A 21,497-nucleotide genomic window follows, 5' to 3' on the forward strand; every position below is an offset into this window, starting at 1 on the left:
GTCGGCTTCGTGCAGGATCCACGTTCATCGAGGCTCCGGGCTTGCCCGGTGTGCATATCGCTTACTCACTCCCAGCCAGGCTTAGGTGATTCGATCCTTAGGTCCCTGGGTTTACGGCCGTCACGCAAAGCATGCACGTACGCGCGATCCTGTGTGATCCGCGCGCGTACCTGATCAGCTCCGCCGGCGGACCCATGACCGGGGATGACGACATCAACGTCGTCCGCCACGTCCTCAAGCAACCGCAGTCCAATCAGGTAGTCGTCAATCGGATTCGCGGCGTTTTCCACGTCGGGCATCGGAACGAAGAGATCAGAAAGCATGTCGCCGGCGCCGAGAATCCCGCGTTCTTCGATGAACAGCGCCGCATGGCCCGGTGCATGCGCCGGATGTTCGATGATCCGGACTTTTGGGCCATCCCAAGGAATCTGCACGGTTTGTGCGGGCAGACCGGTGATGAGGCCGTATAGGTCCAGCGGTGTCTCGTCGGCGATTTCCGGCGGTAGCCCGTCGTAGGCGCGGGCCTTCCAGTCCTCGTTCGACCGCACATCTCGCATAAAGGTCGCACAGGGGGCTGTGCCGTAACGGGGAGCTTGGCCGAGCTCGGCGTGCCAGAGCACGTGATCCCAATCGGGATGCGTCGAGAAGCCTGCCACAATGGGCTGCGCTGTCAGTTCCTGGATCCAGGAAATCACCGGGACCGATCACGGCAACGGCCGCGGCCGCCGGACCGTGGCCCGGCTCGGCCGCCCGGGCCGAACCTGCTGGCCACGGTCTTACCCAGGCTGCAGCAACTGCCCCGACCCGGCTGACGCCGCGCCCACGCCATTGTCCAGCCGTCATGAGGAAGGACCATCCGAGACGCGGTCGGAGTTTCCGTTCACCCGGCACGAGAGCCGGGCTACAGCCATGTCCGAAAGCAGAAAATCAGGTGACCGCCCTGCCGTTACCAGGATTCCAAGCCTAAATTTCCCCTACCCGCGGATTCGGGTCAGAGGCACGGGCCGAAGGCACGACCGTCGCACAAATCTCCAGAGCAGGTTATCTAATAGAAGGTGAGGGCTCATGCGTTTGCGCAGTCAGACCCCAGGTCATCGGGCGGGAGAGACAGGTCGGTCACGCATCCGCATTGATGTGCTGTTTCCGCAGGTCATCGGTCCTGGAGTCCAGTTCGTCGTTATTGCCTGAGCGCATGAACTCCGGCTTCTGTGCTGCGGTGGATGGATCGATGGCGACGCCCAGGTTCGCCAACTCCGCCATCAGTGGGATCGTTCGGATCCCGAGTTCGGTCAGCGAGTACCGTCCTTGCTTTCCACGCGGGGCCTCGGTTTTGGATAGGAACCCCGCACTCGTCAGATCCGCCAGGCGCCTGGACAGCACAGGTGCACTGATCCCTTCGTCGTTGGCAGTCAACAGTTCACGAAAGCTGCGACGGTCGTAGGCCATGACATCCCGCAGGATCACCAGGCTCCACTGATCTCCGACGACTTCGAGGGCTCGGTTGACCGGACATCCCGAACGTGGCGACGTGATCAAGACAACCTCCAAGTAGTTGCACTGTGTTACCAGCCTGATAGGGTCACTGGTGACAGTTTACAACCACTGAAGATCCCTGCAGGAGTTGGCATGAAGGCGTTCGTCTTACAGAGGTATGGGTCCCCGCTGCGCCAGGCAGACGTGCCCGAACCGGTCCTGGGCGACCACGAAGTTCTGGTGCGGATGAAGGCCTCGGGCGTCAACCACGGCGATGAGCGTCTTCGTTCAGGGGAGTTCAAGCAGGTCTTCCCGTTCAAGCTCCCGATGGTCGTGGGCAGCGAGTTCTCCGGTGAGGTGGTGGCCACCGGGTCCCTGGCCAACCAGTTCGAACCGGGGATGGAGGTGTTCGCCTATGCGGACCTGGCCAGGATGGGGGCCTTCGCCGAGCTGATTGCCATCGATGAGAAGGCCCTCGCGTCGAAGCCAAGCACGGTGACCATGACGGAGGCCGCGTCCCTGCCGGTGAACGGCCTGACCGCGTGGAATGCACTCGTGGAGATGGGGCAACTGCATGCCGGCCAAACCGTCCTGATCCACGGCGGGTCGGGGGGCGTGGGTTCGGTGGCCATTCAGCTGACCAGGCATCTGGGCGCTACCGTGGCCACCACGGTCAGCGCAGCCAATGCCGACCTGGTCCGGGAACTCGGCGCGGACATCGTCATCGACTACCGCACCGAGGACTTCGCAGAGAAGCTCTCCGGCGTCGACCTCGTCCTGGACAGCCAGGGCGGCGATACGTTGAAGAAGTCCCTGGGCGTTCTGCGGACAGGCGGCACCGTTGTCGGCATCACCGGGCCGCCGGACCCGGACTTTGCGGCGCAGGCGGGGGTCAGCCCGGTGGTGAAGGCTGTGATCCGCGGCCTGAGCAGCGGCATGCGCCGGCGAGCCCGCCGGTTGGGCGTGAACTACCGTTTCCTGTTCATCCAGCCTAATGGCGACCAGTTGCGCACCATTGCCCAACTCGTGGACCAGGGCACCATCCGACCGGTCATCGACCGGATTCTGCCGTTCGACCAGACCACGGCAGCACTAGGAGCGCTGCTGTCCGGAGGCATTCGCGGCAAGGTACTCGTCAGCACCGATTCGGCTGCGCACCGCGATGCCGAGGGAATGAAGGTCGACGGGCGATCGCAGACCACGGCACCGACGTGGGTGACGGCTCCGACCAAGCGGATCGTCGCGGGCGGCGAGACGTTGGCGTACCGAGAGCTCGGTGCCTCCGGCGGCACACCTGTTGTGTTGCTGACACATCTGGGGGCCACACTGGACAACTGGGATCCCCGCCTCATGGACGCGCTGGCCCGCCATCACCGCGTCATTGCGGTGGACCTGCCCGGCGTGGGCGCGTCAAGCGGAACCTTGCCCCCTGCCGTGAAGGGGATGACCGAGGCCGCCGTCGGCTTCATCGAGGCGATGGGGTTCACCGAGGTGGACCTCGTCGGCTTCTCCCTGGGTGGCTTCATCGCGCAGCAGATCGCGCTGGACCGCACCGGATTGGTGCGGCGCCTCACGCTGGCCGGAACCGGCCCAGCAGGCGGGGCCGGCATCAACCGGCCCACCGGAGCGGCGTATGTGTACTGGGACATGGTCCGCGGCGCAGCAGCGCGCACCGATGCGAAGGAGTTCCTCTTCTTCAACAGGGACAAGACCGGCAAAGCGGCGGCCAGGAAGTACCTGCAGCGGCTGGATGAACGCGTCATGGACCGGGACGCCCCCATCACCCGGCAGGCCTTCGGAACCCAGCTGAAGGCTATCAAGGCCTGGGGCAGGGCCGAGCCCCAGGACCTGTCCTCGGTCTCTGCCCCGACGTTGATCGCCAACGGCGACCACGACCGGATGGTCCCCTCGGAACTGTCCGAGGACATGCACCGCCGCATCCCGGACAGCAAGCTCGTGATCTACCCGAACGCCGGCCACGGCGGCATCTTCCAGTACTGGGAACAGTTCACCGAAGCCCTGCTGGAACACCATTCACCTGTCCACCGGTAAGGAGAAAACATGAACAACACGATGCGGGCCATCAGCCAGGACGAACTCGGCGGCCCCGAGGTCCTCAAGTCCACCACCATCGAAGTGCCCGAACCCGGTATCGGGGAAGTCCTCGTCCGAGTGCATGCCGCGAGCGGGGAATCCGCCTGGCCGGACTGTTCGTCGAAGCAGACGGCGCGGGCATGACAGCCCTGGCCGCGCTGACCATCGCCGGCCAGCTCACCCCCACCATCGCCGCGACGTTCCCCCTCGACCGGGCTGCCACTGCACAGTCCACCAAGTCCGGCGCCGGCAAGACGGTGCTGACCCTGGCCTGAGCTACAGCCCGACGGGAGTCTGTGCCCAAACGGGGCACCATCCCGGTACCCGCGTTGCTCTCCAGAGCGCATACGGGTGATTCCGCTGGATCACGCCCGACAACCGAAGGGTCCCACCAATGACAACGAGCCGTACCAGCGGCTGTCCGATGTCAGCGCCATCGCGCCGGGGGTTCCGCACGAGGCGAACGCGAGAGCGTTCAACGGGCTCCAGGGCGGGGCCGCCGACCTGGTCGACACACCGATCGTGCCCGTGGCATAACCTGCGGAGACACCCAACACCGACGAAAGAAGGCGAATCTGTGACGACACGACACCGGCAACAAGGGATCCGCTCGCGCACCCTGCGGTACCACAGCCCCGAGATGGACACGGCGAAACTGTTTGAGCGGTCCGGCCTCGAGCAGTTACGCGCCCTGGCCGAGGGCCTGGTACCGCCGCCGCCGATGAGCAGCCACATCGGCCTGGAGATCGTCTCGGTCAGCGACGGCGAGGTTATGATGACCGCCGAGCCCGATGAATCCCACTACAACCCCATCGGGTCGGTGCACGGAGGCTTCTTCGCCACCATCCTCGACTCCGCCTGCGGCTGCGCGGTCCACAGCACCCTGCCCGCCGGCGTCGGCTACACCAGCCTGGAAATCAAGGTGTCCTTCCTGCGACCGATCACCGCGGACTCCGGCACCGTCACCGCCCGAGGCTGGGTCACCCGCCGCGGTCGGAACGCGGCCTTCGCCGACGCCGAGGTTCGCGACGCCGGGGGACGGGTCCTGGCGACCGCCTCCAGCAGCTGCCTGATCATCCACCCCGACCCGGCGCTGTGACCACGCGACTCCGGATCCGGAACTTCGGGATGGCCACGCTGTTCTCTGAATAGAAGTCAGCATGCTTAGATGAAGGCATGTCGGTTTTCGTGCGAACCATACAGACCTCGGTGCCCTCGACTGTGCTGGAACAGCCGGCCACCAGGGACCGTTTCGCGGGCCAGCCCTCCGTCAGCCGGTTGGGCGAACGGCTGCTGCGGGCCGCTTTTGACCAGTCGGGCATCGACCAGCGGCACACCGTCATTGACGGGTTCGACATGACCCGGGGCGACGGCGGCAACAGCGGCGACTTCTACGACCGGGACTCGGGCACCCTGCTGGTCCCCGGGACCCGGGTCAGGAACGAGCTGTATACCCAGGAGGCGACCAAGCTCTATATCGATGCGGCGCGGCAGGCGCTGGAGGCGGACGAAGGTATCGGCCCCGATGACATCACTCATGTGGTCACCGTTTCCTGCACCGGCTTCTACCAACCCGGACCGGACTATATGCTTGTCCGTCAGCTCGGGCTGGATCCGCGCGTGCAGCGCTACCATCTGGGTTTCATGGGCTGCTACGCGTCGTTTCCGGCGCTACGGGCCGCCCGGTCATTCTGCGAGGCCGATCCGGACGCCGTCGTGCTGGTGGTCAGTGCCGAGCTGTGCACTCTGCACGTGCGTTCCTCCAACGACCCAGACCAGATTATCGCTTCCTCGGTCTTCGCCGACGGCGCGGCGGCCGCCATCGTCTCCGGTACGCCTGGTGCGGGGGCCGGCCTCCGGCTCGAGGCGTTCGATACCGCGCTGACCCCCGTGGGGGAAGCGGACATGGCCTGGACCATCGGCGACGAAGGCTTCGAAATGGTACTGAGCAGCTACGTTCCCAAAATCATCGGTGAACATATCCACGACGCCTTGGGGCCGCTCTTTTCACGACAGGCCGCCCTGGCGGGACGGCCGTACAAGGATGTGGAGTACTGGGCCGTGCATCCGGGCGGGCGCAGCATCCTGGACAAAGTCGAATCGAACCTCGAACTGCGGCCGGACCAGCTCACGCCGTCGAGGGAAATCCTGCGCCGGTACGGCAACATGAGCAGCGCGACAATACTGTTCATCCTCAAGAATATTCTCGACGACAGCTCAGCCGAGTCCGAAGAGCAGGTGTGCGCCATGGCCTTCGGGCCCGGGCTGACGGTGGAGTCGGCGTTGATGACCAAGCTGTCCCCGGATAAGGCCGGGACCCGCTGATGGCAGTGTGGCCAGGTCGGCTGGTCCGGCGGGACACCGATGCCACCGAGCTGATGGACGATCCCGGCGCCGATCCGCACCTGCTGGAACGCACTTATGATCAATTCCACTTGATCAACACGGTGATCGGCCGCTGGCGCCTGACCTATCGCTCATGGATCCGGCCGCTGCTGCGCCGTGAGGCGGTGAACAGCATCCTCGATATCGGGTGCGGAGGCGGGGACGTGACTCGGGCGCTGGCGCGGTGGGCCCTGCTCGACGGTTTCGCCTGTTCCATCCTCGGTATCGATCCGGACGAAAGGGCTTTTGACCACGCGGCGAGGAAACCGGCGATGCCCGGTCTAGCGTACCGGCGGGCCTACAGCGGTGAACTTGCCGCAGCCGGCCACCGCTTCGACGTCATCATCTCCAATCACATGCTCCACCACCTGAACGGCGACGAGCTGGACGGCCTGCTGGCCGACAGCGAGCGGATGTGCCGGATGCGGGTGGTCCACGCGGACCTGCAACGCAGTCCGGTGGCGTATGCGCTGTTCTCGACCGCGACATGGCCCGTGTTCCGCCGTTCCTTTATCCGGGCGGACGGGCTGACCTCGTTGCGCCGCAGCTACACCACGGCGGAACTGTCCGCGCTGGCCCCGCATGGATGGCAGGTCGCCCACCAACGTCCCTACCGCAACCTGCTCATCTTCGACGGTCCCGGTCCGGGTGGCGTGGCAGATCGGGCGGGCGGCGACCCGACCGGCCAGGCCGGCAGGGCGGCTCCGGGAGGCTGAAATGCTGGACGCCGTCGTCGTCGGGGGAGGACCTGTCGGGTTGTTTACCGGCGCGCTGCTCGCGCACCAGGGCCTCGACGTCCAGGTGCTTGAACAACGCACTGAGCCGATACGCCATTCGAGGGCCATCGGAATCCACCCGCCGGCGCTGGAGGCCTTCGACGGCGTCGGCATCGCCCGCGCCATAGTGTCCGAGGGGACCAGGATCCGGCACGGTTTGCTGCGCAGCGACGGGCGCACCTTCGGCTCGCTGGGGTTCGACGGCGTATCCGCAGCCCACCCGTACATCGTCGCCCTCGATCAACACCGCACCGAGGCCCTGATTGCCGCCCGGCTCGAACAGCTCCGTCCGGGGTCGTTGCGGCGCGGAGTCCAGGTCCGCGGGCTGGAGCAGGAAGCGGACCATGTCCGGCTGCAGGTCGCCACCGGCCATGGCGGCAGCGGGCTGAATGCCCGCATGGTCATCGGCGCCGACGGCGGCAACAGCCTGGTGCGCTCCGCCTGCCGAATCGATGTGCGCACCACCGTGCACGGCGACCAGTACCTGATGGGCGACTTCATTGACGAAACACCCGACGGACGGGCCGCTGTCATCTGGCTGGAGCCGCAGGGAGTGGTGGAGTCCTTCCCGTTGCCCCATGGACGCCGGCGCTGGGTCGTCCGCTTGCAAAGCCCCGTCACCGATCCAACCCCTGAGCTGCTGTCCGGACTGATCCAGGCGCGCACCGGCACCGCCGTGGCTGCCTCCGGCAACAGGATGCTCAGCGGCTTCGGCGTGCGCACGCAAACGGCCGGGCGCATGGTGGCCGGGCGTGTGGTGCTGGTCGGGGACGCGGCCCACCAGGTCAGCCCGATCGGCGGGCAGGGAATGAACCTGGGATGGCTGGACGCCGCCGCCCTGGCACCGCTCCTGCCCGACGCCGCGAACGGGAGCGGGGAGGCGAAGGCCTTGGACCGGTTCCAGGGAAGGCGCATGCGCTCCGCGGCGATCGCGGCACGGGTGGCTCAGCTCAACATGGCCATGGGCCGGCCGGTGGACGGGTACCGACTGCGCGGTCGCGACCTGCTGCTTCGCGCCCTGCTCACGGCCGGTCCGCGGGCGGCACTGGCGCGGGCATATTCGATGCGTTGGCTGTGACGGACACGGTCTTGTCAGCGGCGATGGAGGACGCGGCCGATACAGGAAGTAACCTGTGAAGAGTGAGCGATCTATTCAATCAGGACAGTGATAGCGACGGCTCAGCCGATACGTCCTATCAGGGGCCCGGACCGGCCGGGTCCGGCCCGAAGAGCCCCTTGGCAGTGCGGATGCGCCCCAGGAACCTCGACGACATCGTCGGCCAACAACATCTGCTGGGCGCCGGGTCCCCGCTGCGGGCGTTGGCGGCGGGGGATCGGGGCAGCGGCTCAGCCGGTTCGACGTCGGTCATCCTGTGGGGGCCGCCGGGCACCGGGAAGACCACGCTGGCCCATGTGATCGCCCGCGGACCGGGCAGGAAATTCGTCGAGCTGTCGGCCGTCACGTCCGGGGTCAAGGATGTGCGGCGGGTGATGGACGACGCCTTGACGGCCCGGGACCTGCACCGCACCACCACCGTGCTCTTCCTGGACGAGATCCACCGGTTCAACAAGGCCCAGCAGGATGCGTTGCTGCCCGGGGTCGAAAACGGCTGGGTGATTCTGATAGCCGCCACCACCGAGAACCCGTCGTTTTCGGTGGTGGCGCCGTTGCTTTCGCGTTCTTTAATGCTGACCCTGCAACCGTTGACGTCGGCCGACATCCAGGCCCTGCTCGACAAAGCCGTCCGGGATCCAAGGGGGCTGGCCGGCGAGGTGGAAGTCACGGACGAGGCCATGGACCACCTGGTCAGGCTGGCCGCCGGAGATGCCCGCAGGGGACTGACCGCCGTGGAAGCGGCCGCGCGCATGGCGCTGAGCGAACATTCCGGCGAGCAGCCCGGCGAAGATGGGAACACCGAAGAAGGTCCAGCCAGACCGTCCCGGGGCGCGGCTCCGATACGGGTCGGACTGGAGCATGCCGAACAGGCACTGGATGTAGCGGCGGTCCGGTACGACCGGGCGGGGGACCAGCACTACGACGTCGCCAGCGCCTTGATCAAGTCCATCAGAGGTTCGGATGTCGACGCTTCACTGCATTACCTTGCCCGGATGCTCGAAGCCGGTGAAGACGCCCGGTTTATCGCCCGGCGGATTGTGATTTCGGCCTCGGAGGATGTGGGCATGGCCGACCCGACGGCGTTGCAGACGGCTGTTGCCGCGGCCCAGGCGGTCCAGCTGATCGGTATGCCGGAGGGGCGGATCGTGCTCGCCGAAGCCGTGGTGCACATGGCGACGGCACCGAAGTCGAATGCCGCCTACATGGGGCTGAACGCGGCAGTCAGCGATATCCGGGCGGGAAAGGGAAGCACTGTCCCGGCGCATCTGCGGGACTCCCACTATCCCGGCTCTGAGCAGCTGGGCCATGGCAAGGGCTACCGGTATGCGCACGATGCCCCGAATGCTGTGGCAGCCCAGCAGTATCCTCCCGATGACCTGGTGGGCCGCGATTACTACCAGCCCACCCAGTTCGGCTCGGAGCGCGAGGTGGCGGCGCGGGTGGAAAAGCTGCGGCGGATCATCCGCGGCGGGTGACCCTACCGCGGTCGCTGGACTCCCCGTCGCGCCGGTTGTCCAGTCTCAGAGGGCCGGAACAGGGCCCGACACGAGCGACTGCACCTGCCGCAGCACGGCATCCGAGGTGCCGGCCGGCCCGGCGAACGGCAACCGGATCACCGCGGTGGTCGAATGGCATCCGCCAGCGCCGTCGACGGTGCGGCCGGGACAGCCGCCTGGGGCGTCGTCGGGCAGCAACGCCCTCCAGATGCACGCTGTGGCATCCCAGCGGCACTGAAGCGTCAAGCCATACTGGTCCACACCGATCATCCGGACCGACTCCACTGTGCCCATGCTCCCGATACCCAGCGTCTCAGTGTCCAGGTCCAGCGCCCTGACGGTATCCAGCACCGCCGGACCGTATTGGTCCTCAATGCCACGCAGCAGCGGACCTTCCCACCGGGCCAGCGGGTCGGGAACCGCGGACAGCACGTCTTCGGCCTCCACATCGTGACGGCCGGATCCATCTGTGAGCCGGGCCCGCTCCGGGCTGAAAGCGAACAGTTTGGCATCCGGACGGTATCCGAGCACTTCGGACAAGCGCACACCTGAGCATTCGGCCTGCAGCGCGCCGGGCACCGCCGCGGCGGGCAGCGGGGTGATTTTCCCAAAGTAACGGGCGGAGCTGCGCTCAATGTGGATGTCGGCGACCGGTGCCATCGACGAAATCTCCAAGGTGACCGGATAACGCAGCAAGCACCGGGACGCGTCGGAGTCTTCAGAGGAGCCGGCCTCAGCAGCGGCGTCGGTAGAGCCCGCCTGTTCCGAGGGGCGCATCTTCGATCCAGGACCGGCCAAGTCGCGCAGCGGGCATACTTCACGGTAGAGTAGGTCGCTGACGGGTGAATCAAGGCCAAGCCCGGCCAGCGTGTGTGTGTCCCCAACCAAGATGTACGCACCTGCGGCGGTCTCGGCATGAAGCACCGGCACGGCACTTTGGGTAGCGGCTGACCCGAGCGTGGCGGTCCCCGCACCCGTCAATAATGTACGCGCTACCTCAGCGGCACTTGGTTGCCGGTGTTCCATCGTGGTGTCCTCCTTTGCGTGGGCCAATACGACGGGCATGTGCAGCCGATCCGTTCCCCTGCGGTGTAGAGCCATAAAGGGAACCGATCGCAGGCGTGGTCCGGAAGGACCCGCCTCGGTAATCGGTGAGGCTAGCCTAACCTCTACTGACAGTATATATGGAAGGACAACGTGACTGCACAAGCACGTGCCCGCCGCCAAGCGCGGGCGTCCCGGGCCTTGGGCCTGGCACTTACCCCCAAGGCCGCCAAGTACTTTGAACGCCGCCCATACCCGCCGGGTGAACACGGCCGCGCCCGGCGCAAGCAGGACAGCGACTACGCGGTGCGGCTGCGCGAGAAGCAGCGGCTGCGCGCCCAGTACGGTATCCGCGAAGCACAAATGACCCGCGTCTTCGAGGAAGCACGCCGCACCCATGGCCTGACCGGTGAGAGCCTGGTCGAGCTGCTGGAAATGCGTCTCGATGCGCTGGTGCTGCGGTCCGGCTTTGCCCGCACCATCGCCCAGGCGCGCCAGTTGGTGGTTCACCGCCACATCATGGTCGACGGCGGACGGGTTGACCGCCCGTCCTACCGTGTGTCCGAGGGCCAGCTGATCCACGTCCACCCGCGCAGCGAGAAGATGACTCCGCTGCAGGTGGCTGCGGCCGGCGCCCACCGTGACGTGCTCCCGGATGTGCCGGCCTACCTGGACGTCCAGCTGGAGAAGCTGCACGCCCGGCTGGTCCGCCGTCCGAAGCGGCCGGAAGTTCCGATCACCTGCGAAGAGCAGCTCGTGGTCGAGTACTACGCCCGCTAAGAGCCACGCTGAATCCAGCTGCAGCGCCACACTCGACAGCCCGCGGCAAGCGCCGCGGGCTGTCATGTGGGTAAGGTACATAGCGTCACCAGTGCACCGAGCCGTTGCGGCCTGCGGCGCTGGCCGGTACATCGTTATACGAAAAAGGAGCAGTCCGCTATGTCTGGTGGAGATATTGCCGGCCTCATCGCCGCCGGCGTTTTTGCCATCCTCGTCGCCCTGTTGGCCATACCGGTGTTGAAACTCGGCAAGGTCTTCGACGAGCTGCGAACCACCATCCGCTCACTGAGTGACGAGACCACGCCGTTGCTCGACGAGGTCACCACGACGGTGTCCACCACGAACTCGCAACTGCGCAAGGTCGACGGCATCACCAACAATGTCTCGGACGCCTCCGCGAATGTATCGGCGCTGTCCTCACTGGTTGCGGCCACGCTGGGAGCGCCGCTGATCAAGGTGGCAGCTTTCTCCTACGGTGTGCGTTCGGCCTTCGGAGGCCGGGGCGGCCGGCATACACCACCCCGCAGCAGATAGCCACCGCCCAACATGTCCAACTCAATCTTCACAGCAGGAGAGGCACCATGACCAAGCGTCTGATCTGGGTCGGCATCGGCGTGACGATCGGCATTATTGCCGTGCGCAAAGCCTCCGAGGCCAAGGCAAAGTACGGACCGGAAGGGATCAACCGGGCGATGGGTTCGCTGGCCGACAGTGTCTCCGGATTCGCAGAGACGATGCGGCAGGGCATGAGCGAACGCGAAGCCGACCTGCGGATCGCGCTCGGTATCGACACGGAACAGCGGACAGGGTCCAGCCAATAGGGAAGTGCCCGCACGGGAATTGTCCGACAGGGAGCGGCCACCAGCTGGCCGGGTCACGATCCGGCGGTATCAGGCGGAAGGTATATTGATAGATGAAGTCGCACGAGATTGCACGGCGCTGGACAGAATTCTTTTCGGCCAGGGGGCACAGCGTTGTCCCGTCGTCGTCCCTTGTCTCGAATGATCCGTCCCTGCTGTTCACAGTGGCCGGTATGGTGCCGTTCATACCGTATCTGACCGCCCGCCAGACTCCTCCATACAACCGCGCCGTCAGCGTCCAGAAGTGCATCCGCACGGCCGATATCGAAGAGGTCGGCAAGACCGCCCGGCATGGCACCTTCTTCCAAATGTGCGGCAACTTCTCCTTCGGCGACTACTTCAAAGACGACGCCATCACCTTTGCCTGGGAACTACTGACCTCACCGGTCGAGGCCGGCGGATACGGCCTGGCCCCGGAGCGTTTGTGGGTCACCGTCTATGAGGACGGCGACGAGCGCGACGACGAAGCGCGCGCCATCTGGCACGACAAGATCGGCCTGCCCCACGAGCGGATCCAGGGCACCGGCAAGGCCGACAACTACTGGCATGCCGGCCAGGCCGGGCCGGGCGGACCCTGCTCGGAGATCTACTACGACCGAGGGCCGGCCTACGGCATCGAAGGCGGGCCCGTAGCGGACGAGACGCGGTACATCGAGCTGTGGAACCTGGTGTTCATGCAGTACCAGCTCTCCGAGGTACGCAGCAAAGAAGACTTCGACGTCGTCGGCGAACTGCCGAGCAAGAATATCGACACCGGCCTGGGCCTGGAACGACTGGCCCTCGTGCTGCAGGGCGTCGACAATATGTACGAGACCGACCAGGTGCGTCCGGTGCTCGATGCGGCGGCGGCGCTCTCCGGCAAGGAATACACCAGCGCCGAGTCGGACGACGACCCCCACCACGCCGATGATGTGCGGATGCGGGTGGTGGCCGACCATATCCGCTCGGCGCTGATGCTGATCAGCGACGGCGTCACACCCTCGAATGAGGGTGGCGGCTACGTGCTGCGCAGGCTGATCCGGCGGGCGGTGCGCGCCATGCGGCTCCTCGGCGTCGAGCAGGCCTGCCTGCCGGACCTGCTGCCCGTCTCCCGCGACGCGATGAAACAGACCTACCCCGAGGTGGAATCCGATTTTGAGCGGATCAGCCGCGTCGCCTACGCCGAGGAAAAATCGTTCCTGCGCACTATCGCCTCGGGTACTGCCCGGTTGGAGCAATCCGTCGCCGCGTCCAAGGCCGCCGGCTCGGCGCTGTCCGGGTCGGACGCGTTCACCCTGCATGACACGTATGGTTTCCCCATCGACCTGACGCTGGAAATGGCCGAAGAAGCCGGGGTGAAGGTCGACGAGGCCGGATTCCGGACCCTGATGAATGAACAGCGTGAGCGTGCGCAGGCCGACGCCAAGCAAAAGAAGCTCGGGCACGCGGATGTGTCGGTGTTCAACACCCTGCTCGCCGCCGGCAATACGGCCTTTACCGGCTATGACGAACTCACCACCGAATCCACAGTGCGCGGTGTGATCAAGGACGGCGCCAATGTCCCGGCCGCCCGTGCCGGCGAAGACATTGAACTTGTCCTCGATGCCACCCCGTTCTACGCGGAGGCCGGCGGACAGGCCGCCGACGTCGGCATGATCACCGGCGACGGATACGTGGTCGAAGTGCGCGATGTGCAGAGCCCGGTCAAGGGGCTGATCGTGCATAAAGGAACTGTCCGCGAAGGGGAAGTCAGCAGCGGCTCGCAGGCGCTGGCCGCCGTCGATCCCCAGCGCCGGCAGTCCGCCGAACAGGCACACTCGGGAACCCACATTGTCCATGCGGCACTGCACCAGGTCCTCGGCCCGGAAGCGATGCAGCGCGGATCGTTCAATAAGGCCGGCTACCTGCGGTTCGACTTCGCCTGGGGCGAAGGCCTGAGCCAGGCGGCGGCCAGCGAGGTCGAGGAAGTCTCCAATCTTGCCATCCGCAACGATTTTCCCGTCGAGACCAAGGTGATGCCGCTGCAGCAGGCCAAGGACATGGGGGCGACCGCACTGTTTGGCGAGGCCTACGGGGACCAGGTCCGGGTCGTGGAAATCGATGGTGCGTGGTCGCGCGAACTGTGCGGCGGCACGCACGTGGGATCCACCTCCAGGATCGGCTCCCTGACGCTGCTCGGCGAGCAGTCCGTGGGATCCGGGAACCGCCGGGTCGAAGCGTTCGTCGGGATGGAGGCCTTCCGCCACCTCGCCGCCGAACGCGCCCTGGTCACCGAATTGTCCGACATGATGAAGGTTCCCTCGGCCCAGCTGCCCGAGCGGATCTCGGCGACCCTGAACAAGCTCAAGACGGCCGAGAAGGAACTGGACCGGCTGCGCCAGGAACAGCTGGCCGCCTCCGCCGCAGCCCTGCTGGACTCGGCCCGTGACGTGGCCGGGGTGCGGCTGGTGACCCACGACGCCGGCGAGGTTTCGGGCGCGGACGATCTGCGGTCGCTGGCACTCGACCTGCGCAACCGGCTGGGCTCCGGGCCCTCGGCTGTCGCAGTGGCCGGACGGTCGAAGAACCGTCCGCTGGTGTTGGTGGCGACGAACGAACAAGCCCGCGCCACCGGCGTCAAGGCAGGTTCCCTGGTCAAGCTGGCGGCCGGCATCCTGGGCGGTGGCGGCGGCGGCAAGGACGACGTCGCGCAGGGCGGCGGTTCCGACCCCGGCCAAATCGCTGCCGCCTTGTCCGCCATTACCGATGCGATCGCCCGGCGGGGCTGAGCATTACTGTGTCATCGGCCGGTGGCCTGACGCCCGGAGTGCAACTCGGTGTCGACGTCGGGCTCGTGCGAGTGGGACTTGCCGTGTGCGATCCGCACGGCATGATCGCCACGCCGGTTAAGACCCTGAAGCGTGATGCGAAGAAGAATTCCGACGTCCGCGTGGTCATCCGCGAAGCCTCCGAACGGAATGCCACCCGGATTTTCGTGGGACTGCCACGCACCCTGCGCGGGGGCGAAAGCGCCTCCGCGCAGATGGCACGGGAATATGCTTCACTACTGGCCGCCGCTGCCGGCCAGGCGGGAATCGACGCCGAAATCCGGCTGATCGACGAACGGTTAAGCACGGTCAGCGCACACCGGTCCCTGCATGCCGCTGGTGTATCGGGACGTAATCATCGTAAAGTGGTGGATCAGGCAGCTGCAGTTGGCATCCTTCAACAAGCCATTGATATGCAGCGATCACTCAGCATGGACGTGGGGGACGTGGTGAGCCCCGGTGGCGGTGACGCGCCAGCCGGGCCAAACGGTCCGATTCCGGAGGAATCTGAAAGTCCGGTGCATCCTGCAAGGCGGGAAGGAGACGATCAGTGAGCCGTGTACACCCCGGCGACACTCCGGCTGACTCCGATGAGGAGGCAGGCGAGGCGCCCGACCCCCACGAGTTCCTCTACGAACACACCGCCGAACACATGCCCCTGAGCTCCCGCCGGGCACAGCGGCCCGCCCGGGAGCGGCGCAAGCGCCGCCGCCGGCGGACGATCGCGCTGACGGCCGCACTGGTCTTCTTCGCGGCGGTCGTCGTCTTCGCCGTTTCGTTCGTCGTGCCGTTCTTCACCGGCGGTGACGACTCGATGGCCGATTACCCGGGTCCCGGCACCGGGTCGGTGAAGGTCCAGGTGCAGCAAGGCGCCCCCTCGATCGGCATCGCGGAGAATCTGGTGGACAGCGGCGTCGTCGCGAGCACCGGCGCTTTCATGGAAGCGCTGGCCGCCGACGACAGCGGAAACGTGATCCAGCCGGGCACCTATGAATTGAAGCAGAAGATGCCGGCGGCCAAGGCTGTGGCCTCCTTGCTGAACACGGACCAGACGGCCGTGCATTATGCCGCGGTGGACCGGGGGCTGCGCCAGCCGCAGGTGTTCAAGGTCTTGTCCGAGGCCTCCGGAATCCCGGTGAAGAAATTCGAGAAGCTGGCCGCCGACCCCACCCGGTTCGGCCTTCCCAAGCAGGCTCCGAGCCTCGAAGGCTACCTGTCGCCGGGCGAGTACCGATTCCCGCTGGACGCAGGCGCCGCCGACATCATCAACATGCTGGTCGACAAAACATTCGCGAACTTGAAGAAGGCCGGCGTCGAAGGCAAAAAAGAACAGTACCGGGTTCTAACGGTCGCCAGCATCATTGAGCACGAAGGCAATCCGAAGAGCTATGAAGAGATTGCGGGGGCCATCCAGAACCGGCTGCATGAGCCGATCAAGGAAATCGGCCGGTTCATCCAATCCGATGCCACGGTGACCTATGGGCTGGGCCGCAAGAGCTACCAGGTCACTGACAAAGAAAAGAACGACAAGTCCAACCCGTACAACACCTACGCCAACCCGGGACTGCCCGTCGGGCCGATCGGTTCTCCGTCGCTGCCCGCGATTAAGGCGGCGGCGGATCCGCCCGAGAATCCGTATTATTACTGGGTCACCGTGAATCTGGATACCGGAAAGACATTGTTCGCAGAACGCCATGCCGGGCACGTGAAGAACGTCAACAAGTTCCAGCAATGGTGCGATAACCATCAGGGCAGGTGTCAATAGCAAGTGACAGGTCCCGCGCGCGCGGCCGTCCTTGGGTCACCGATCGGTCATTCCAAGTCGCCTGCGCTGCATCACGCCGCCTACCGCCATCTCGGTGTTGACATCGCCTACAGCGCGGTGGAGATGACCCCGGAACAGCTGGAAGCCTATATGGATGGGCTCCGCGGGGATCCGGACACTACAGATGATCAGGACACTACCGATAGCTGCTGGCGCGGTTTATCCGTGACCATGCCGCTGAAGTCGGCCATGGTGAAGTACGTCGACCGTCTCTCGGAGACGGCATCGGCCTTGGGAGTACTCAACACCGTCACGTTCGACGCCGGTGCCGCAGGCCCGACTCTGACCGGCCATAATACGGATGTCACAGGCATGATCCGGGCGATAAACCACGCCGGCGGGACTACTGAACGGTCCGCGGTCATTCTCGGGGCGGGCGGCACCTCGCTGGCGGCCGCTGCGGCGCTGGCGGCGCTCGGGGTCGACCGGGTGTCGCTGTGTGTCCGTGATCCTGCCCGCGCCGCGGATACTGTCCGTTTCGCGGAAAGGGCGGGGCTTCAGGTCTCCGTCGTGCCGATGCAGGACAGCGCCGCAGTGTTGTCCGGAGCCCGGCTGGTGATCTCCACGCTGCCCCCGCACGCGGCCGACGCCATGGCCGCAGCGCCCCGGTTGCAGGGCCGGGTCGACGGCGGAGCGGGGATCCTGCTGGATGTGGCCTATGAGCCCTGGCCCAGCGCCTTGGCACAGACCTGGCGGGGCCGTGGCGGCGTGATAGTCCCTGGACTGGAAATGCTCCTCTATCAGGGCCTCGAACAGGTGCGGATGTTCACCGGCAGCAGTTTCCACGACGAGCCCGGCGTCATAAATGCAATGTGTGACGCGGTCCGCCTGCCCCGGAGGGACCCGCGGCCGCCGGACATGGCAGGATAGTTCCCATGTTGCGATGGCTTACGGCAGGAGAATCCCACGGCCCCTCCCTGGTGGGAATACTCGAAGGTGTGCCCGCCGGCGTCGAGGTGACGACCGGCATGATCCAGGCCGCGCTGGCGCGCCGCCGGCTGGGTTACGGCCGCGGGGCCCGGATGAAGTTCGAGCAGGATGAGGTCACTGTCACCGGCGGGGTCCGGCACGGGCTGACCCAGGGCGGCCCGGTCGCCGTCCAAGTAGGCAATACCGAATGGCCCAAGTGGGAAAAGATCATGGCCTCCGACCCGGTCGATCCCGCCGACGTTGAATCCCTGGCCCGCAACGCGCCGCTGACACGGCCCCGCCCCGGACACGCTGACTTCACCGGAATGCAGAAGTACGCCTTCGACGAGGCCCGTCCGGTGCTGGAGCGGGCCAGCGCCCGTGAGACTGCGACCCGCGTGGCACTTGGCACCGTGGCGGCGCAGCTGCTCAAGTCCCTGGGCATCGAACTGGTCAGCCACACCGTGTCCCTGGCCTCTGTGGAAGTGCCGCAGGGCGGCCCGCTTCCGGTCCCGGAAGACGTCGCTGCCCTCGACGAGGATCCGCTGCGGTGCTTCGATCCGGACACCTCACAGGCGATGGTGGCCGAAGTCGATGCCGCGCATAAGGACGGCGAGACCCTCGGCGGAGTCGTCGAAGTGCTTGCCTACGGCCTACCGCCCGGTTTGGGCAGCTATGTGCACTGGGACCGGCGCCTCGATTCGCGGCTGGCAGCGGCCCTGATGGGAATCCAGGCCATGAAGGGTGTCGAAATCGGTGACGGCTTGCGTACCGCGGCCCGCCGGGGGTCTGCGGCACACGACGAGATTGTCCGGGATGAGCACGGACGGATCTCGAGGGCCAGCAACCGGGCCGGTGGAATCGAAGGCGGCATGAGCATTGGCGAGGTGCTCCGGGTCAGGTCGGCGATGAAGCCCATCGCGACCGTCCCGCGTGCGCTGCGCACCATCGACATCAGCACCGGCGAGGAAGCCAAGGCCCACCACCAGCGCTCGGACGTGTGCGCGGTTCCGGCTTCCGGGGTGGTGGCCGAAGCGATGGTGGCCTTGGTGCTGGCCGAGGCCGTGATGGAGAAATTCGGCGGCGATTCCATTTCAGAGACGCGTCGGAACCTGCACAGTTACCTGGCCGCGATCGACGGTTCATTGGACTCCTCGGGTATGCAATGACCAATCCGCCGATTGTACTGATCGGTCCGATGGCCTCGGGAAAGTCTGCGATCGGGCAGGAACTGGCCCACCAGCTGTCGGTGGCGTTTTCGGACACAGACCGCATTGTCACCCGGGCCCATGGGCCGATACCAGAGATGTTCGCACGATACGGCGAGCGGTTCTTCCGCCATAAGGAAGCCGCCACGCTGGCGCGGCTGCTGGAATCCGGCGAGCACGCCGGGACGGTGATTTCGGTCGGTGGCGGAGCCGTGCTGGATACCGGCACCGCCCAATTGCTCTCCAGCGGCGCCGCCGTCGTCGTCTACCTGGTGACCGACCTGGCAACCGTCATGCCGCGGATCAGTGGCAAGGGCCACCGGCCGCTGCTGGCCGAAGACCCTGTCACGTCGTGGGTGCGGCTGTTTGACTTGAGGCGGCCGGTCTACGAGCAACTGGCCGACCTCACCCTTGATACCCGGCGCGGAGACGTGCACGAATTGGCAGCACGGCTGATGGCCCTGCTGCAGGAAAGGAACTATCTACAGTGACTGTCGAGGACACCACCATTAATGTCTCCGGGCGCGCGCCGTCGGACAACTACAACGTCGTGGTCGGGCACGGCCTGCTGTCCCGGCTGGCGCCGATCCTGGGGGAGCGGGTCCACAGGGTGTTGGTGATCCATCCGCGGGCGTTGCGCACCACCGGTGACACGGTCCGCGAGGACCTTGCCGGTTCGGGACTGACAGCCGTGACCGCAGAGATCCCGGACGCTGAAGAGGGCAAGCACATCCAAGTCGCCTCGTTCTGCTGGCAAGTGCTGGGGCAGAATGATTTCACCCGATCCGATGCCATTGTCGCCGTCGGGGGAGGCGCCGTCACCGATCTGGCCGGTTTCGTGGCCGCCACCTGGTTGCGGGGCATCAAAGTGGTCCATATGCCGACCACGTTGCTTGGGATGGTTGACGCCGCCGTCGGGGGAAAGACCGGCATCAACACCGCCGAAGGGAAGAATCTGGTCGGCTCGTTCCATCCGCCCGCCGGGGTGCTGGCGGACCTGGACACCCTGGGCACGCTGCCCCGCAATGAGTTGCTGTCCGGAATGGCCGAGGTGGTCAAGTGCGGCTTCATTTCCGATCCGGAGATTCTCGAGGCCATCGAGGCCGACCCGGCGGCCGTTCAAGACCCCTCCAATCCAGTGGTCCGGGACCTGGTGGAGCGCGCCATCGCAGTGAAGGCAGGCGTGGTCTCCAATGACCTGCGTGAATCCGGGATGCGTGAGATGCTCAATTACGGCCACACCCTGGGCCACGCGATCGAACTGGCCGAACGCTACCAATGGCGTCATGGTGCCGCCGTGTCCATCGGGATGGTGTTCGCCGCGGAGCTGGCCCGGATGGTGGGCCGGCTCGACGACACAGTGGTGGACCGGCATCACAGCATCCTCAAGTCGCTCACCCTGCCGGTGACGTACCGCCGTGACCGGTGGCCCACCCTGCTCGATGGCATGCGCCGCGATAAGAAGGCCCGCGGGGACCTGCTCAGGTTCGTGGTGCTCGATGACCTGGCCAAACCGGGTGTGCTCGATGTCCCCGATACCTCGCTGCTGTTCGCCGCGTACCAGGAAATCGCAGCGTGAGACCCGGTGGTCGAGTAAGGCGTCCCACGCCGCACCGAGACCCGGTAGAATAGACAGCCGGACCTTTTTTGCGCCCCTGAAGCACCGGCCGGTTGAAGCACCGGCCGGCGTCGCACCAGCCGGTTCGAGACAATGATCCTCAACGAAAGAGACACTTGTGGCGACAAGCAACGACATCAAGAACGGAACCGTGTTGAATTTGGACGGGCAGCTGTGGAGCGTCCTGGAGTTCCAGCACGTGAAGCCCGGCAAGGGCGGTGCGTTCGTCCGCACCAAGCTCCGTAATGTCGTGTCCGGCAAGGCCGTGGACAGGACCTTCAACGCCGGCGCCAAGGTTGACATGGCCAACGTTGACCGCCGGGATTATCAGTACCTGTACCAGGACGGCGAAGACTTCATCTTCATGGACACTGCCGACTACGACCAGATCATGGTCCCCGGCGGCGTCGTTGGCAACGCCACCAACTTCATGCTGGAGAACCAGAACGTCAATATCGCCGTCCATGAAGGCACGCCGCTGTACATTGAACTGCCGCCGTCGGTCACGCTTCAAATCACTTACACCGAACCCGGCCTGCAGGGCGACCGTTCCAGCGGCGGCACCAAATCCGCGACGCTCGAGACGGGCTACCAGATCGGCGTCCCGCTGTTCGTGGACAACGGCACCAAGGTGAAGGTCGACACCCGCACCGGTGAGTATTTGGGACGCGTCAACGAGTGAGTGCACGTTCCAAGGCGCGCCGCCGGGCCGTCGATATCCTCTTCGAAGCGGAGCAGCGTGAAGCGGCTCCGATCGAAGTACTGCGCGGGCGCCGCGAGAAAACCGAACAGGTCATCAACCCCTACACCGCCGACCTGGTCGAGGGAGTCGTGGCCCTGCAGGAAACCATTGATGAGCACCTGCAGACATATTCGCAGGGGTGGACGCTGGAGCGGATGCCGTCGGTCGACCGGATTATCCTCCGCATCGGAGCCTGGGAGTTGTTGTACAACGACGACGTTCCGGATTCGGTCGCCGTCAGCGAAGCTGTGGCGCTGTCCAGGATGCTCTCCACCGACGAATCACCAACATTCATTAATGGGCTGCTGGGACGGCTGCAACAGCTCAAACCCGGCCTGCTGGCATGATACTTTAGCTACGCAAGCAACCTTTAAGGGCCGTCCA

At 65.7% G+C, this 21,497-nt stretch carries 24 protein-coding genes; 21 read left to right on the forward strand and 3 right to left on the reverse strand.

The features are described from left to right. Window positions 1-65: 65 nt before the first annotated feature. On the reverse strand, window positions 66-695 hold the full coding sequence (locus H535_RS23180) for an MBL fold metallo-hydrolase (RefSeq protein WP_081416411.1): 630 nt from the start codon (window positions 693-695) through the stop codon (window positions 66-68). Between the two features lie 421 nt (window positions 696-1,116). Then, window positions 1,117-1,536: a winged helix-turn-helix transcriptional regulator gene (locus H535_RS0102995; protein WP_026818366.1), complete on the reverse strand. Its 420-nt coding sequence runs from the start codon at window positions 1,534-1,536 to the stop codon at window positions 1,117-1,119. Window positions 1,537-1,626: 90 nt separating this feature from the next. On the opposite strand from H535_RS0102995, the gene H535_RS30250 reads away from it, so the two are divergent. The 9 genes from H535_RS30250 (at window position 1,627) to H535_RS0103045 (ending at window position 9,320) form a co-directional block, all read left to right on the forward strand. Further along, window positions 1,627-3,525: an alpha/beta fold hydrolase gene (locus H535_RS30250; protein ID WP_342667710.1), complete on the forward strand. Its 1,899-nt coding sequence runs from the start codon at window positions 1,627-1,629 to the stop codon at window positions 3,523-3,525. Window positions 3,526-3,534: 9 nt separating this feature from the next. Continuing rightward, complete coding sequence (locus H535_RS28860) at window positions 3,535-3,711, forward strand: hypothetical protein (RefSeq protein WP_211236514.1); 177 nt, start codon at window positions 3,535-3,537, stop codon at window positions 3,709-3,711. Beyond that, window positions 3,708-3,842, forward strand: coding sequence for a hypothetical protein (locus H535_RS30160; protein ID WP_281171214.1), 135 nt, complete (start codon window positions 3,708-3,710; stop codon window positions 3,840-3,842). Before H535_RS28860 ends, H535_RS30160 begins: the two co-directional genes overlap by 4 nt. Window positions 3,843-3,918: 76 nt before the next feature. Continuing rightward, window positions 3,919-4,104 carry a hypothetical protein gene (locus H535_RS0103020; RefSeq protein ID WP_026818367.1) on the forward strand — a complete coding sequence of 62 codons (186 nt, stop codon included), beginning with the start codon at window positions 3,919-3,921 and terminating at the stop codon, window positions 4,102-4,104. Between the two features lie 40 nt (window positions 4,105-4,144). Then, the gene (locus H535_RS0103025) at window positions 4,145-4,666 is read left to right on the forward strand and encodes a PaaI family thioesterase (protein WP_026818368.1); all 522 of its coding nucleotides are present in this window, start codon (window positions 4,145-4,147) and stop codon (window positions 4,664-4,666) included. Between the two features lie 89 nt (window positions 4,667-4,755). Beyond that, window positions 4,756-5,892, forward strand: coding sequence for a type III polyketide synthase (locus H535_RS0103030; protein WP_425387252.1), 1,137 nt, complete (start codon window positions 4,756-4,758; stop codon window positions 5,890-5,892). Further along, window positions 5,892-6,668 carry a class I SAM-dependent methyltransferase gene (locus H535_RS23195; RefSeq protein WP_081416412.1) on the forward strand — a complete coding sequence of 259 codons (777 nt, stop codon included), beginning with the start codon at window positions 5,892-5,894 and terminating at the stop codon, window positions 6,666-6,668. The genes H535_RS0103030 and H535_RS23195 overlap by 1 nt, the downstream gene beginning before the upstream one ends. A gap of 1 nt (window position 6,669) precedes the next feature. Then, complete coding sequence (locus H535_RS0103040) at window positions 6,670-7,806, forward strand: FAD-dependent oxidoreductase (protein ID WP_026818370.1); 1,137 nt, start codon at window positions 6,670-6,672, stop codon at window positions 7,804-7,806. Between the two features lie 62 nt (window positions 7,807-7,868). Next, the gene (locus tag H535_RS0103045; RefSeq protein ID WP_026818371.1) at window positions 7,869-9,320 is read left to right on the forward strand and encodes a replication-associated recombination protein A; all 1,452 of its coding nucleotides are present in this window, start codon (window positions 7,869-7,871) and stop codon (window positions 9,318-9,320) included. Between the two features lie 45 nt (window positions 9,321-9,365). On the opposite strand, the gene H535_RS0103050 is transcribed toward H535_RS0103045, so the two are convergent. Then, on the reverse strand, window positions 9,366-10,229 hold the full coding sequence (locus H535_RS0103050) for a hypothetical protein (RefSeq protein ID WP_155838512.1): 864 nt from the start codon (window positions 10,227-10,229) through the stop codon (window positions 9,366-9,368). 309 nt (window positions 10,230-10,538) lie between these two features. On the opposite strand from H535_RS0103050, the gene rpsD reads away from it, so the two are divergent. The 12 genes from rpsD (at window position 10,539) to nusB (ending at window position 21,460) form a co-directional block, all read left to right on the forward strand. Beyond that, window positions 10,539-11,165 (forward strand): 30S ribosomal protein S4, encoded by a 627-nt coding sequence (rpsD, locus tag H535_RS0103055; RefSeq protein WP_026818373.1) that lies wholly within the window; start codon window positions 10,539-10,541, stop codon window positions 11,163-11,165. A gap of 159 nt (window positions 11,166-11,324) precedes the next feature. Beyond that, window positions 11,325-11,699, forward strand: a complete 375-nt coding sequence (locus H535_RS0103060; protein ID WP_026818374.1) for a DUF948 domain-containing protein — start codon at window positions 11,325-11,327, stop codon at window positions 11,697-11,699. A 47-nt stretch (window positions 11,700-11,746) separates the two neighbouring features. Continuing rightward, window positions 11,747-11,986: a hypothetical protein gene (locus H535_RS0103065; RefSeq protein ID WP_026818375.1), complete on the forward strand. Its 240-nt coding sequence runs from the start codon at window positions 11,747-11,749 to the stop codon at window positions 11,984-11,986. 92 nt (window positions 11,987-12,078) lie between these two features. Further along, the gene (gene alaS / locus H535_RS0103070; protein WP_026818376.1) at window positions 12,079-14,772 is read left to right on the forward strand and encodes an alanine--tRNA ligase; all 2,694 of its coding nucleotides are present in this window, start codon (window positions 12,079-12,081) and stop codon (window positions 14,770-14,772) included. Window positions 14,773-14,774: 2 nt separating this feature from the next. Beyond that, on the forward strand, window positions 14,775-15,365 hold the full coding sequence (gene ruvX / locus H535_RS23200) for a Holliday junction resolvase RuvX (RefSeq protein ID WP_051298422.1): 591 nt from the start codon (window positions 14,775-14,777) through the stop codon (window positions 15,363-15,365). Next, complete coding sequence (mltG, locus tag H535_RS0103080; RefSeq protein WP_026818377.1) at window positions 15,362-16,576, forward strand: endolytic transglycosylase MltG; 1,215 nt, start codon at window positions 15,362-15,364, stop codon at window positions 16,574-16,576. The genes ruvX and mltG overlap by 4 nt, the downstream gene beginning before the upstream one ends. A 3-nt stretch (window positions 16,577-16,579) precedes the next feature. Beyond that, window positions 16,580-17,506 (forward strand): shikimate dehydrogenase family protein, encoded by a 927-nt coding sequence (locus tag H535_RS0103085; protein WP_026818378.1) that lies wholly within the window; start codon window positions 16,580-16,582, stop codon window positions 17,504-17,506. Window positions 17,507-17,511: 5 nt separating this feature from the next. Beyond that, window positions 17,512-18,714: a chorismate synthase gene (gene aroC, locus H535_RS0103090; RefSeq protein WP_026818379.1), complete on the forward strand. Its 1,203-nt coding sequence runs from the start codon at window positions 17,512-17,514 to the stop codon at window positions 18,712-18,714. After that, window positions 18,711-19,244: a shikimate kinase gene (locus H535_RS0103095; protein ID WP_035768191.1), complete on the forward strand. Its 534-nt coding sequence runs from the start codon at window positions 18,711-18,713 to the stop codon at window positions 19,242-19,244. The genes aroC and H535_RS0103095 overlap by 4 nt, the downstream gene beginning before the upstream one ends. Then, window positions 19,241-20,332, forward strand: a complete 1,092-nt coding sequence (aroB, locus tag H535_RS0103100) for a 3-dehydroquinate synthase (RefSeq protein WP_026818380.1) — start codon at window positions 19,241-19,243, stop codon at window positions 20,330-20,332. Before H535_RS0103095 ends, aroB begins: the two co-directional genes overlap by 4 nt. A gap of 157 nt (window positions 20,333-20,489) precedes the next feature. After that, the gene (gene efp / locus H535_RS0103105; protein WP_026818381.1) at window positions 20,490-21,053 is read left to right on the forward strand and encodes an elongation factor P; all 564 of its coding nucleotides are present in this window, start codon (window positions 20,490-20,492) and stop codon (window positions 21,051-21,053) included. Further along, a complete protein-coding gene (gene nusB, locus H535_RS0103110; RefSeq protein WP_026818382.1) occupies window positions 21,050-21,460 on the forward strand; it encodes a transcription antitermination factor NusB in 411 nt (136 codons plus the stop codon). The genes efp and nusB overlap by 4 nt, the downstream gene beginning before the upstream one ends. Window positions 21,461-21,497 lie beyond the last annotated feature (37 nt).

The sequence above is a fragment of the Arthrobacter castelli DSM 16402 genome (assembly GCF_000430705.1).
In the GTDB taxonomy this organism is placed as follows: domain Bacteria; phylum Actinomycetota; class Actinomycetes; order Actinomycetales; family Micrococcaceae; genus Arthrobacter_C; species Arthrobacter_C castelli.

What these genes read in the sequence shown, in the direction of transcription:
- H535_RS30250 (WP_342667710.1), top strand. Translation starts at nt 1,627, where the DNA reads ATGAAGGCGTTCGTCTTACAGAGGTATGGGTCCCCGCTGCGCCAGGCA.
- H535_RS0103065 (WP_026818375.1), top strand. Translation starts at nt 11,747, where the DNA reads ATGACCAAGCGTCTGATCTGGGTCGGCATCGGCGTGACGATCGGCATT.
- H535_RS30160 (WP_281171214.1), top strand. Translation starts at nt 3,708, where the DNA reads ATGACAGCCCTGGCCGCGCTGACCATCGCCGGCCAGCTCACCCCCACC.
- H535_RS28860 (WP_211236514.1), top strand. Translation starts at nt 3,535, where the DNA reads ATGAACAACACGATGCGGGCCATCAGCCAGGACGAACTCGGCGGCCCC.
- aroC (WP_026818379.1), top strand. Translation starts at nt 17,512, where the DNA reads ATGTTGCGATGGCTTACGGCAGGAGAATCCCACGGCCCCTCCCTGGTG.
- H535_RS0103040 (WP_026818370.1), top strand. Translation starts at nt 6,670, where the DNA reads ATGCTGGACGCCGTCGTCGTCGGGGGAGGACCTGTCGGGTTGTTTACC.
- H535_RS0103095 (WP_035768191.1), top strand. Translation starts at nt 18,711, where the DNA reads ATGACCAATCCGCCGATTGTACTGATCGGTCCGATGGCCTCGGGAAAG.
- H535_RS0103060 (WP_026818374.1), top strand. Translation starts at nt 11,325, where the DNA reads ATGTCTGGTGGAGATATTGCCGGCCTCATCGCCGCCGGCGTTTTTGCC.
- H535_RS23195 (WP_081416412.1), top strand. Translation starts at nt 5,892, where the DNA reads ATGGCAGTGTGGCCAGGTCGGCTGGTCCGGCGGGACACCGATGCCACC.
- alaS (WP_026818376.1), top strand. Translation starts at nt 12,079, where the DNA reads ATGAAGTCGCACGAGATTGCACGGCGCTGGACAGAATTCTTTTCGGCC.